This is a genomic window from Variovorax beijingensis, from assembly GCF_007828835.1.
GTDB lineage: Bacteria > Pseudomonadota > Gammaproteobacteria > Burkholderiales > Burkholderiaceae_C > Variovorax > Variovorax beijingensis_A.
The window spans coordinates 399,567-412,109 of sequence record NZ_VIVL01000006.1 but is presented as its reverse complement, the minus strand read 5'-3'; the positions used below and the strand labels follow the sequence as shown (position 1 = coordinate 412,109).

Here is a 12,543-nt window from a genome sequence, read left to right as displayed (position 1 = left end):
GGGCCTCGTAGGCGGCCATGCCGCTGATGCGCGCGCCGGCGCTGGCGCGCGCGTCGGGCGGGAACACGCGGTTCTCGACCAGGACGGATTCGATGTTCTTCGATGCGCTGCTGCTCATTTTCTTGTCTCCTTGATCTAGGTGCGGCCGTAATGTCGGCGGGTCCACTTACGGGCCACTGACGATTGCGATGTTAGGGCCTGTTCACCCTGCCAGCGGAGATCCGTTGGCAGGGTGAACAGGCCCTCGCAGGGTTATCACGAGTCGGACATGGGGGCACCTCTAGAATCGCCGGTCGTTTCCAATCATCCTCTCCATGTCCGCTCCCGAATCCTTCGACCGCCCGAATACGCCTGTTCCAGCCCGCGGCTCGCCGCTCCGGCCGCTGCCCAAGCTGATTTTCGCGAGCCGTTGGCTGCAGTTGCCGCTGTACCTGGGGCTGATCGTGGCGCAGGCTGTGTACGTGGTGCACTTCCTGGTCGAGCTGCTGCACCTGGTGGAGGCGGCCTTCGGCAGCAAGGACGCGCTGCAGGCGCTGATCACCAGCATCGGCTACAAGACCACCGCGCCGGTGGGCACGCTCAACGAAACCGTGATCATGTTGGTGGTGCTGGCGCTGATCGACGTGGTGATGATCTCCAACCTGCTGATCATGGTGATCGTGGGCGGCTACGAAACCTTCGTGAGCCGCATGGACCTCGAAGGCCACCGCGACCAGCCCGAGTGGCTGAGCCACGTGAACGCCTCGGTGCTCAAGGTGAAGCTGGCCACGGCCATCATCGGCATCAGTTCCATCCACCTGCTGAAGACCTTCATCAACGCGGACAACTACACAGACAAGGTGCTGATCGCCCAGACCGTGATCCACATCGCGTTCCTGTTCTCGGCCATGGCCATCGCCTACACCGACAAGCTGATGAACGAGGCCGCGGCGGCCAACACGCGCCACTAAGGCATGTCCCAGGCCGGCGTTTCCGTGAAGCGCGCGGCCAGGAAATCGAGCATCGTGCGCAGCGCGGCCGGCATGTGCTTGCGCGAGGCGTACACCGCGTACATGCCGACGACCTGCGGCTCGAATTCGGGGAACAGCCGCACCAGTTCGCCCGCCTGCAGCAAGCCGGCGGTCAGGTAGGTCGGCAGCATCGCAATGCCGGCCCCGGCCCGCGCCAGATGCATCAGGCTCGCGGCATCGTTGGTCGACAGGTTGCCGCCGACAGCCACAGAAACGGGCGTGCCGTCTTCCTTGCGCGTGAAATTCCAGAGGCTGCGCCCGAAGTACGAGTGCGTGAGGCAGTTGCGCTGGGCCAGTTCCTCCACGCGCAGCGGCTGCCCATGCTCCTTCAGGTAGGCGGGTGAGGCGCACACCACCGAGCGGCAATCGGTGAGCCGCCGCGCAATGAGGTTGGGATCGATCTCGACCGCCACGCGGATCGCCAGGTCAATGCGCTCATCCACGAGGTTCACGGCGCGGTCGAGCAGCACCAGGTCGACGGCCACGCCTGGATAGAGCCGCACGTACTCGGCCACCGCATCGGCCAGCTGCGCCTGCGCGAACGAGGTGCTGGCCGTGATGCGCAGCTGGCCGCGCGGCGCCTCCGCCGGCTGCCGCACGGCTTCCTGCATGTCGCCCGCGAGTTCGAGCACCTGGCGGCAGCGCGGCAGCAACTCCTCGCCCGCCGCCGTGAGGCTCAGCCGCCGCGTCGTGCGGTGCAAGAGGCGTGCGCCGGTCCATTGCTCGAGCTCGGCCACGTAGCGCGTGACCACCGGGCGCGAGAGGTCGAGCTTGTCGGCCGCGGCCGAAAGGCTGCCCGCATCCACCACGGTGACGAACACGCGCATTGCATTCAATCGGTCCATTCGAACGATTTTAGGAATAAACAAGCGCGCATTTCGAGGTATTTCTTTCGAAACCAGAAACCTAAGATGCGGTTCATCCCAACCATTTTCAGGAGCCATTCAATGAGCCACATCGCCATCATCGGCGCCACCGGACGCGCCGGCGGCCGCCTTCTCGAAGAGGCGCTGCGCCGCGGCCACACCGTGACGGCCATCGCGCGCAAGGCGAGCGAAAAGCTGTCGGGCCGCGCCACTGTGAAGGCCGTGGACCTCGACGTGCTCGACGGTACCGCGCTAGAAAAGGCACTGGTCGGCCACGACGCCGTGTTCAGCGCAGCGCACTTCGCCACCGTGCCGCCCGCGGCCATCATCGAGCCGGCCAGGCGCGCGGGCGTGAAGCGCCTGCTGGTGGTCGGCGGCGCCGGCAGCCTGTTCGCGGCACCGGGCCTGAAGGTGATCGACACGCCGAACTTCCCCGAGGCGTACAAGGCCGAGGCCTCCGCAGGCGCCGCATTCCTGGAGGTGCTGCGCAACGAGAAGGAGCTCGACTGGACCTTCCTGTCGCCCTCCGCCGAATTCGTCGAAGGCGAGCGCACCGGCAAATTCCGCCTGGGCAAGGACGACCTGCTCGTGAGCGCCGAAGGCCGCAGCTGGATCACCTTCGAGGACTACGCGATCGCATTCATCGACGAGCTCGAGAAGCCCGTTCACTCGCGCCAGCGCTACACGGTCGGGTACTGATCGCTCAACGGCCCGTCATGTTCTCCGGCACCACCCATTGGTCGAACTGCTCGGCCGTGAGGTGGCCCGAGGCAATCGCGGCTTCGCGCAGGCTGGTGCCCTCCTTGTGCGCCTTCTTCGCGATGTAGGCCGACTTGTCGTAGCCGATGTGCGTATTGAGCGCGGTCACGAGCATCAGCGAACGCTGCACCAGCTCGGTGATGCGCTCGCGGTTCGGCTCGATGCCCACGGCGCAGTGGTCGTTGAAGCTCACCATGCCGTCGGCCAGCAGTCGCACGCTCTGCAGGAAGTTATGCGCCACCATCGGGCGGAACACATTGAGTTCGAAATTGCCCGAGGCGCCGCCGATGTTGATGGCCACGTCGTTGCCGAACACCTGCGCGGCCAGCATCGTGACGGCTTCGCTCTGGGTCGGGTTGACCTTGCCCGGCATGATCGACGAGCCGGGTTCGTTCTCTGGAATGCTGAGTTCGCCGATGCCGCTGCGCGGACCACTCGCGAGCCAGCGCACGTCGTTGGCGATCTTGTTCATGCTGGCGGCGAGCGTCTTGAGCGCGCCGTGGGCATGCACCAGCGCATCGACGCTGGCCATGGCTTCGAACTTGTTCGGTGCGGTCACGAAGGGCAGGCCCGTGAGCCTGGCCAACTCGGCCGCCACCTGCTCCGCATAGCCCCTGGGCGCATTGAGCCCGGTGCCCACGGCCGTGCCGCCGAGCGCCAGTTCGCACAGGTGCGGCAGCGCGGCGCGCACATGCGCCTCGCCATGCGCGAGCTGCGCGACGTAGCCCGAGAACTCCTGGCCCAGCGTGAGGGGCGTGGCGTCCTGCAGGTGGGTGCGGCCGATCTTCACGATGTCGGCGAAGTCATTCGACTTCTGCTCCAGCGTGCCGCGCAGCTTGGCGATGGCTGGCAGCAGCTTGTGCGTGATGGCTTCGACCGCCGCCACGTGCATGGCGGTCGGGAACACGTCGTTGCTCGACTGGCTGCGGTTCACGTCGTCGTTCGGGTGCACGAGGCGCCCTTCCCCGCGCTCGCCGCCCAGCAGTTCGCTCGCGCGGTTGGCCAGCACCTCGTTGACGTTCATGTTGGTCTGGGTGCCCGAGCCGGTCTGCCACACCACCAACGGGAACTCGCCCGAATGCTTGCCGGCAATGACTTCGTCGGCCGCGGCCACGATGGCCTGGGTCTTTTTTTCGTCCTGCAGGCCCAGCGCATGGTTGACCACGGCCGAGGCGCGCTTGACCTGCGCCAGCGCCTTGATGATCTCGCGCGGCTGCTGCTCGCCGGAGATGTCGAAGTTCTGCAGCGAGCGCTGCGTCTGCGCACCCCACAGCTTGTCGGCCGGCACGTCGATCGGTCCGAAGGTATCGCGCTCGGCACGGGTCTTGGGGGAAGTCGTCATGGTGAAAGAAGCTCCGCAGTCTTGGATGGGTGCACCCGCTCGCCGGGCGCGAGGCCGAGTATGACCTCGATAAGAATGGCTCGCATTTGACGAGGCTTTGCTGCCCCATACATCCGGCCGACGATACGCCGTGGGCTTGACTCGCGTAATGTCAAAAAGTTATAATTGCGGTCTTCAGACGACCAACAAGTCATGTTGGTTGCCCTTGCGCTACTCGCGGATCACCGAATCCCGTCGCGGTGCAAGGCTCTTCCCGCCGGGCCCTGCCCGGCAAACCGGCCGGAACTTTCCGGCCCCATTGCCACGTCACGCTCATCCAGGCGGCGCCCCTCGACCAGGCCCGCCGCTCTGCGAATGAAGCATCCGGCGGGCACTGGTTTCGTCGCCATGTCGTCTTCAGTGCCTGCTGGCAGCCCTCGAGGCTCGCCGGGCCATTGCACGCGCTTTTCTTCACGTGCTCTCTGTTCGGGCAGCCCCACCGGCTGATGGCGCGGCCGTTGCCGCCCTCCGGGGCGGCGCTGTGTCCAACCTTCACACAAGGAGCCCCGGCGTATGGCCAAAGGAATTCTCATCGACCATGTTTTCAAGGTGTTCGGCGACGCGCCCGAACAGGCGCTCGAACTCGTCCGCCAAGGTTTTTCGAAGAAGGAAATCCTCGCGCGGACGGGCCAGTCGATCGGCGTGTTCGATGCCACCTTCGAGATCCAGGCCGGCGAGATCTTCGTCATCATGGGCCTCTCGGGTTCGGGCAAGTCGACGCTGGTGCGCCTCTTGAACCGTCTGATCGAGCCGACCGCCGGGCGCATCGTGATCGACGGCGCGGACATCAACGAGCACTCCGACGCCAGGCTGCGCGCGCTGCGCCGCAAGGACATCAGCATGGTGTTCCAGTCGTTCGCGCTGATGCCGCACATGACGGTGCGCGAGAACACCGCCTTCGGCCTCGAACTGTCGGGCACGAGCAGGAAGGAGCGCCTCGCCCAGGCCGACCTGGCGCTCGCGCAGGTGGGGCTCGCGGGCTGGGGCGACAGCTATCCCGACGAGCTCTCGGGCGGCATGCAGCAGCGCGTGGGCCTGGCGCGCGCGCTGGCCTCGGATCCTTCGATCCTGCTGATGGACGAGGCCTTCTCGGCGCTCGATCCAATCATCCGCACCGAGATGCAGTCGGAACTGCTGCGGCTGCAGAAGGAGCAGCGCCGCACCATCGTCTTCATCTCGCACGACCTCGACGAGGCCATGCGCATCGGCGACCGCATCGCGATCATGAAGGACGGCCAGGTGATCCAGGTCGGCACGCCCGACGAGATCCTGCGCAGCCCCGCCGACGACTACGTGCGCAGCTTCGTGCGCGGTGTCGATGCGGCGGCCGTGTTCAAGGCGGCGGACATCGCGCGCAAGTCGCTCACGGTGGTGTGCGAGCACCCCGAGCGCGGCGCGCGCGCGGCGCTCAAGCTGCTCGAAGACCAGGACCGCGACTTCGCCTACGTGACGAGCCCGAACAAGCGCTTCCTCGGCGTGGTGTCGGCGGACACGCTGCGCGGCGCTCTCGACGGGCATTCAGGCTCGCTGGGGCTGCAGCACGCATTCATCGACGATCTGCCGCGCATCGATGCCGAAGCCCCGGTGGCAGGCCTGATCGGCCAACTCGCGCAGGCGCCGTGCGCGCTGCCGGTGGTGGCGAACGACGGCCGCTTCTGCGGCGCGATCAGCAAGACGACGCTGCTCAAGTTCCTGGACCGCGACACGCCGCCGATCGAGCCCGTCCTGCCCAACGCCGCACCCGCGCTCGCCGCAGAGCCGCACTGAATTCACGAAGGCCCCTGAACGATGAACGACAACACACTTCCTTCCGACCCGAGCACGCCCGCAACCCCCGCCTACGTCGATCCGTGGGAAGCGCTCTCGGCCGCGCCCGACACGTCGGCCACCAGCGCCTGGCTCGATGCGCCCGCCGAGCCGGCCCACCAGTTGGCCGGCTCGGCCGATGCGGCGGCCAGCGGCTTGCAGCTGCACCGCCTCTGGGACGGCTCCCTGCCGGTCGAATCCTGGATCAACCAGGGCCTCGGCTGGGTGGTCGAGCATTTCCGCCCCTTCTTCCAGACCGTGCGCCTGCCCATCGACAGCACGCTGAACTGGGTGCAGGGCCTGCTGACCGGCCTGCCGACGCTCGCGATGATCGCGTTGATCGGCCTCTTTGCCTGGCAGTTCGCCGGCCGCGCGCTCGCCATCGGCACCACGGTGGCGCTGCTGCTCGTGGCCATGCTGGGCATCTGGCCCGAGGCCATGGTGACGCTGTCGCTGGTACTGACCTCGCTGGTGTTCTGCATGATCATCGGTTTGCCGCTCGGGGTGCTGCTGGCCAGCAGCGACCGCGCGCAGCGCCTCATGCGCCCGGTGCTCGACGCCATGCAGACCACGCCCGCCTTCGTCTACCTGGTGCCGGTGGTGATGCTGTTCGGCATCGGCAACGTGCCCGGCGTGATCGTGACCATCATCTTTGCGCTGGCACCGCTGGTGCGGCTGACCAACCTGGGCCTGCGCCAGGTGCGTCCGGATCTGATCGAAGCCGCGCGCGCCTACGGCGCCTCGCCCTGGCAGATGCTCGTGAAGGTGCAACTGCCGCTGGCCATGCCCTCGATCATGGCGGGCATCAACCAGGCGCTGATGCTGTCGCTGTCGATGGTGGTGATCGCCTCGATGATCGCCGTCGGCGGCCTGGGGCAGATGGTGCTGCGCGGCATCGGCCGGCTCGACATGGGCCTGGCGACCGTGGGCGGCCTGGGCATCGTGCTGCTGGCGATCTCGCTCGACCGGCTCACGCAGGCCATGGGCAAGTCGCGCCGCAGCGCCGGGCGCCGCTGGTGGCACACCGGGCCAGCCGGCCTGGTGCTGCGCCTCTTGCAGCGCCTCGTGGGCACGCCGCCCCGCGGTGACGGTGCGAGCGAACCCGCTCCCGCCCTCGCCGCGCAAGCGCAATAAAACCGCCACGCAGGAAATCAACGCATGAAGAAAATCAATCTCATCATCGCCCGCGGCCTGCTGGCGCTCGGTTTCGCTGCCTTCGGCATGGGCGCACAGGCCGCGAATGACCTGCCCGGCCAGGGCGTCACCGTGCAGCCGCTCAAGAGCTCGCTCGCCGAAGAGGCGTTCCAGACGCTGCTCGTGATGCGCGCGCTCGAAAAGCTGGGCTACACCGCCCTGCCGATGAAAGACCTCGAACCCGCCACCGAGCACCTGGCCATCGCCAACGGCGACGCCACTTTCATGGCCAACCACTGGAGCCTGCTGCACGCCGACTTCTACAAGAACAGCGGCGGCGACGCCAAGCTGTGGCGCAAGGGCGTGTACTCGGACGGCGCGGTGCAGGGCTACCTGGTCGATCGCAAGACGGCCGAGCAATACAACATCACCAACATCGCGCAGCTGAAGGACCCGGCCATCGCCAAGTTGTTCGATGCCGACGGCGATGGCAAGGCCGACCTGACAGGCTGCAACCCGGGCTGGGGCTGCGAACTGGCGATCGAGAACCACCTGACGGCCTACCAGCTGCGCGACACCGTCACGCACAAGCAAGGCAGCTATGCCGCGCTGATGGCCGACACCATCGCGCGCTTCAAGCAGGACAAGCCGGTGCTGTACTACACCTGGACGCCCTACTGGGTCAGCGCCGTGCTGCGCCCGGGCGCGGACGTGGTGTGGCTGCAGGTGCCCTTCTCGTCCTCCCAGGGCGGCGATGCAGACACGCAGCTTCCCAACGGCAAGAACTACGGCTTCCAGGCCAACCAGGAGCAGATCGTCGCCAACCGGGCCTTCGTCGAGAAGAACCCGGCCGCCGGCCGGCTGTTCGAGGTGATGAAACTGCCGATCGGCGACATCAACGCCCAGAACCTGCGCATGAGCCAGGGCGCCAGCACGCAGCAAGACCTGGAGCGCCACACCGATGGTTGGATCAAGGCGCATCGGCCGCTGTTCGACGGCTGGATCGAGGAAGCCCGGGCGGCGGCGAGGTAGGCGCATCGGCTGAGATAATCGGGGGGCGTTCCACACTCCAAAAAACACCCCCCCACCATGACGACCACGATCCAGCAGGCCGACCTGATCGAATCGATCAGCGCCGCGCTGCAGTACATCAGCTACTACCATCCCGCCGACTACATCGCCCACCTGGCCCGCGCCTACGAGCGCGAGCAGAGCCCCGCCGCCAAGGACGCCATCGCGCAGATCCTGACCAACAGCAAGATGAGCGCCACGGGCCACCGCCCGATCTGCCAGGACACCGGCATCGTCAACGTGTTCCTCAAGGTCGGCATGGACGTGCGCTGGGGCGGCTTCACCGGCTCGCTGGACGACGCCATCAACGAAGGCGTGCGCCGCGGCTACAACCACCCCGACAACACGCTGCGCGCCTCGGTCGTGGCCGATCCGCAGTTCGACCGCAAGAACACCAAGGACAACACGCCCGCGGTGATCTTCACCGAGATCGTTCCCGGCAACACCGTCGAAGTGACGGTGGCGGCCAAGGGCGGCGGCAGCGAGAACAAGAGCAAGCTGGTCATGCTGAACCCCGGCGACAGCGTGGTCGACTGGGTGCTCAAGACCGTGCCGACCATGGGCGCCGGCTGGTGCCCGCCGGGCATGCTGGGCATCGGCATCGGCGGCACGGCCGAGAAGGCCGCGCTGATGGCCAAGGAAAGCCTGATGGACGACCTCGACATGCACGAGCTGCAGGCCAAGAAGAAGTCGGGCGCCGAACTCAGCAAGGTCGAGGCGCTGCGCATCGAGCTGTACGAGAAGGTCAACGCGCTGGGCATCGGCGCGCAGGGCCTGGGCGGCCTGGCCACCGTGCTCGACATCAAGATCAAGATGTACCCCACGCACGCGGCCAGCAAGCCCGTGGCGATGATTCCCAACTGCGCGGCCACGCGGCATGCGCACTTCGTGATGGACGGCAGCGGCGCGGTCTACCTCGACCCGCCCTCGCTCGATTTGTGGCCCGACGTGAACTGGGCGCCCGACGAGAAGAAGAGCAAGCGCGTCGACCTCGACAAGCTCACGCCGGCCGAAGTGGCGAGCTGGAAGCCCGGCGACACCCTGCTGCTCAACGGCAAGATGCTCACCGGCCGCGACGCCGCGCACAAGCGCATCCAGGGCATGCTGGCCAAGGGCGAGAAGCTGCCGGTCGACTTTACGAACCGCGTCATCTACTACGTCGGCCCGGTCGACCCGGTCGGCGACGAAGCCGTGGGCCCGGCCGGCCCGACCACCGCCACGCGCATGGACGGCTTCACCGAGATGATGCTGGCCCAGACCGGTCTGATCGCGATGATCGGCAAGGCCGAGCGCGGCCCGGTCGCCATCGAAGCCATCAAGAAGCACAAGAGCGCCTACCTCATGGCCGTGGGCGGCGCCGCCTACCTCGTGAGCAAGGCCATCAAGACCGCCAAGGTGGTGGGCTTCGCCGACCTGGGCATGGAAGCGATCTATGAATTCGACGTGGTCGACATGCCCGTGACGGTGGCGGTCGATGCCGGCGGCACCAGCGCGCACATCACCGGCCCTGCCGAGTGGCAGAAGCGCATTGCGAGCGGCGAGTTCAAGACCATCATGATGGAAGAGGCTTGAACAACCCGGTCGGCGTCTTCGACAGCGGCGTCGGCGGGCTCAGCGTGCTGGCCGCGCTGCGCGCCGAGCTGCCGCACGAGCGCTTCGTGTACTTTGCCGACACCGCATTCGCACCGTACGGCGAGCGTGGCGATGGCTACGTGATCGAACGCTCGCGCAAGGTGGCCGAACAACTGATGGCCGAGCACGGCATCAAGGCGCTGGTGGTGGCCTGCAACACGGCCACCACGGCGGCGATCCACCTGCTGCGCGCCGAGCATCCGGCGCTGCCCATCGTGGGCCTGGAGCCTGCACTCAAGCCCGCGGTGGCGACCAGCCGCACCGGCCACATCGCGGTGATGGCCACGCGCGGGACACTGGCGAGTGCCAAATACGCGGCCCTGCGCGACTCCTTCGCAGGGGCGGCCGATGTCCGTCCCGTGCCATGCGACGGACTCGTGAAGGCGATCGAGGGCTTCGACACCGCCGCCATCACGCAACTCTGCGCCCGCTACATGGCCGAAGCCGGTCCTTTGGGCGACGCACCCGGCCAGGTCGATACCGTGGTGCTCGGCTGCACGCACTACCCGCTCGTGAAGAGTGAACTCCAGCGCCATGCGCCGCCCGCGCTGCGTTTCATCGACACCGGCGCGCCGGTCGCGCAGCAGACCCGGCGCGTGCTGGCTTCGCTCGGCCGCCTCGCGCCAAGCGGTGAAGGCGGACTGATCATGCAAGGCAGCGGCGATGCGGCCGTGCTCGAAGCCGCCGCCGCGCACTGGCTGCAACAGCCCCAAGCTGCTCCGGCCGCCTGAAGCCGACCCGACAACAACATGCGTCTTCGTCCTTTGCGCTGCGCCCTGTTGCTGCTTGGCCTCTCGGCAGCGGGCCTCGGCCATGCGGCCTGCGAGAGCGGCCTTGCCGAGCGCATGCATGCCAAGCTCCATCCGAACCGCCCGCTCGACGAGCGGCTGGCCGCCTGCAAGCTCTGGCCGGCCTTTCCGGGCCGCAGCATCGTGGTGCTGCCGGTGCCGCGCGAAACCAGCAGCACGGGCGCCAAGGTCTTCGACCTGGAGCTGCTGCTGATCCAGCGGCCCGACAACGGCAACACCGAGCGCGACACGGTGATCGGCCGCATCTTGCAGCCCGAGGCGCTCGACGAAGACGCCGCCACCGCCATCCAGGACATCCGCATCGACACCTCGCGTTATGTGCTGTCGTCCGACACGCGCGCCTTCGGGCTGCGCGTGCGCTACAGGGGCACGGCGCCGGGCAGCAAGGCGGCAAGCGAAACCATCCGCCTCTATGTGCACCACGGCAGCAAGCTGCGCCAGGTGCTGCAGGAGATCGAACTCGACCACGACAGCGGCGAATGGGACAGCAGCTGTACCGGCCGCTTCGAACAGCTTCGCACGATGCTGTCGGTCGGCAAGTCGGCGAGCAACGGCTATGCCGATCTGCAGTTGTCACGCACGCTGGTGCAGAGCCGAGCGCAGATGCAGGAGGACCAGGGCTGCACCGAAAAGGCCATGCCGGCGCACTTCAATACGGTGACGCTGCGCTACGACGGCGAGCGCTACCGCGTGCCAAAGTCGCTGCGGCAGCAGATGCCCTGAGCCGTCCGGTTCAGGCGCTGCGCAGCGCAGCCGCCCTGCCACGCGCCATGTCGATCGGCAGCAACAGCAGCAGCCCTGCAACGAACAGCGCTGCGGTCGAAAGAATCGCGATGCGCTGGTTGCCGCCCGCGGCCCAGGTGATGGCACCGAACATCAGCGGACCGATGATGCCTGCGAGCCGCGTCGCAAAGGTCCAGAGCCCGAAGAACTCCGCAAGCTGCCGCGGCGGCGCGAGGTAGCCCGTCATCGCGCGGCCGGCCGACTGGCTCGAGCCCATCGCGAGCCCCGCAATGGCGGCGGCCCACCAGAAGGTGCCCTTGGTGGTCGCCATCGCGGCAATCACGCAGACCGCGATCCATGCCACCAGCGTGCCGGCCAGCGAGATCTTGTGGCCGACGCGGTCCTGCACGTAGCCGAAGCCGAAGGCGCCGACGGCGGCCGCAATGTTGAGCACGAAGATCAGCACCATGGTCTCGCTCGCCACGAAGCCGATGACCTGCTCGGCATAGATGGCCGCGAGCGTGATGGCCACCGCCACGCCGCCCTGGTAGCAGACGGTGCAGACCAGCAGCTGCATGAAATCGCGGTAGGCGCGGGCCTGCCTGAAGGTGGCGCGCAATTGCTGCCACGCGCCCGCCGAACTGCCGGCCGTGCGGGGCTGCGCACGCTCGGGCAGGAGCGCAAAGGTGGCGCAGGCGGCAGCACCGTAGATGGCCGCCGTGATCAGCATCGTGACCGGAACGAAGTGCGACGCAGGCAGCCCTTTCGCCTGGGCCGACAGCACGTAGGCCAGGCACAGCCCGAGCGCCAGCATGCCGCCGACGTAGCCGAAACTCCAGCCCCATCCGCTGACCTTGCCCATGCCCTCGGCGGTCGCGAGTTCAGGCAGGAAGGCACCGGTCAGCGACTCGCCATACGAATAGAAGGTGTTGGAGACGATGATCAGCGCCATCGCCACCGCAACGCCCATGGGCCCGGCAAATCTCGGCGTGGATGCGAGCGCGGCCGTGGCAAGTACGCAGCCCAGCGTCGCCACGGCGAGCACGCGCTTCTTGGCGGCGCGCCGGTCGGCCCAGGCGCCGATCGCGGGCATCGACAGCATGACGACGGCGTAGGACGCGCTGAGCGCCGCAGTCCAGGCGAAGGCGGCCCATGGCGCCCCCTTGGCAATGCCGCCCACGAAATAGGCCGCAAACACGGCCGTGATGACGACCGTGGTGTAGCCCGAATTGGCAAAGTCGTACATCGCCCAGCCGAACACCTCGCGCTTGCGCACGCCGGCATTCAGGGCAGATGACGGAAACAGCGCCATGCAGCGACGGATGATCAACCGGGCGCCAGGCGCAGCCTCG

The 12,543-nt window shown here is 67.3% G+C and carries 11 protein-coding genes; 8 read left to right on the top strand and 3 right to left on the bottom strand.

Annotated features, from left to right (window positions below; genetic code table 11):
• Positions 1 to 314 precede the first annotated feature (314 nt).
• Complete coding sequence (locus FB547_RS19965) at positions 315 to 950, top strand: YqhA family protein (RefSeq protein WP_145745196.1); 636 nt, start codon at positions 315 to 317, stop codon at positions 948 to 950.
• Here the strand turns inward: FB547_RS19965 and FB547_RS19960 are convergent.
• Positions 947 to 1,855: a LysR family transcriptional regulator gene (locus FB547_RS19960; protein WP_145745194.1), complete on the bottom strand. Its 909-nt coding sequence runs from the start codon at positions 1,853 to 1,855 to the stop codon at positions 947 to 949. The genes FB547_RS19965 and FB547_RS19960 overlap by 4 nt on opposite strands.
• Positions 1,856 to 1,957: 102 nt before the next feature.
• Between FB547_RS19960 and FB547_RS19955 the strand changes: the two genes are divergently transcribed.
• Entirely contained in the window at positions 1,958 to 2,575 is a 618-nt protein-coding gene (locus FB547_RS19955) for an NAD(P)-dependent oxidoreductase (RefSeq protein ID WP_145745192.1), read from the top strand.
• Positions 2,576 to 2,579: 4 nt separating this feature from the next.
• Here FB547_RS19955 and fumC read toward each other — a convergent pair whose 3' ends face one another.
• The gene (gene fumC / locus FB547_RS19950) at positions 2,580 to 3,977 is read right to left on the bottom strand and encodes a class II fumarate hydratase (protein WP_145745190.1); all 1,398 of its coding nucleotides are present in this window, start codon (positions 3,975 to 3,977) and stop codon (positions 2,580 to 2,582) included.
• Between the two features lie 552 nt (positions 3,978 to 4,529).
• Here fumC and proV point away from each other — a divergent pair.
• Genes proV through FB547_RS19920 form a run of 6 tightly spaced genes read left to right on the top strand, consistent with a single transcriptional unit; the run spans position 4,530 to position 11,191 of the window.
• Positions 4,530 to 5,783: a glycine betaine/L-proline ABC transporter ATP-binding protein ProV gene (gene proV, locus FB547_RS19945; RefSeq protein ID WP_145745188.1), complete on the top strand. Its 1,254-nt coding sequence runs from the start codon at positions 4,530 to 4,532 to the stop codon at positions 5,781 to 5,783.
• Between the two features lie 21 nt (positions 5,784 to 5,804).
• Positions 5,805 to 6,956, top strand: coding sequence for a glycine betaine/L-proline ABC transporter permease ProW (proW, locus tag FB547_RS19940; protein WP_145745187.1), 1,152 nt, complete (start codon positions 5,805 to 5,807; stop codon positions 6,954 to 6,956).
• Positions 6,957 to 6,980: 24 nt separating this feature from the next.
• Entirely contained in the window at positions 6,981 to 7,988 is a 1,008-nt protein-coding gene (gene proX, locus FB547_RS19935) for a glycine betaine/L-proline ABC transporter substrate-binding protein ProX (RefSeq protein ID WP_145745184.1), read from the top strand.
• Between the two features lie 57 nt (positions 7,989 to 8,045).
• On the top strand, positions 8,046 to 9,599 hold the full coding sequence (locus tag FB547_RS19930) for a fumarate hydratase (RefSeq protein WP_145745182.1): 1,554 nt from the start codon (positions 8,046 to 8,048) through the stop codon (positions 9,597 to 9,599).
• Positions 9,596 to 10,390 (top strand): glutamate racemase, encoded by a 795-nt coding sequence (murI, locus tag FB547_RS19925; protein WP_145745180.1) that lies wholly within the window; start codon positions 9,596 to 9,598, stop codon positions 10,388 to 10,390. The genes FB547_RS19930 and murI overlap by 4 nt, the downstream gene beginning before the upstream one ends.
• 18 nt (positions 10,391 to 10,408) lie before the next feature.
• Complete coding sequence (locus tag FB547_RS19920; RefSeq protein WP_145745178.1) at positions 10,409 to 11,191, top strand: hypothetical protein; 783 nt, start codon at positions 10,409 to 10,411, stop codon at positions 11,189 to 11,191.
• A gap of 10 nt (positions 11,192 to 11,201) precedes the next feature.
• Here FB547_RS19920 and FB547_RS19915 read toward each other — a convergent pair whose 3' ends face one another.
• Positions 11,202 to 12,503, bottom strand: coding sequence for an MFS transporter (locus tag FB547_RS19915; protein WP_145745239.1), 1,302 nt, complete (start codon positions 12,501 to 12,503; stop codon positions 11,202 to 11,204).
• Between the last annotated feature and the right edge of the window lie 40 nt (positions 12,504 to 12,543).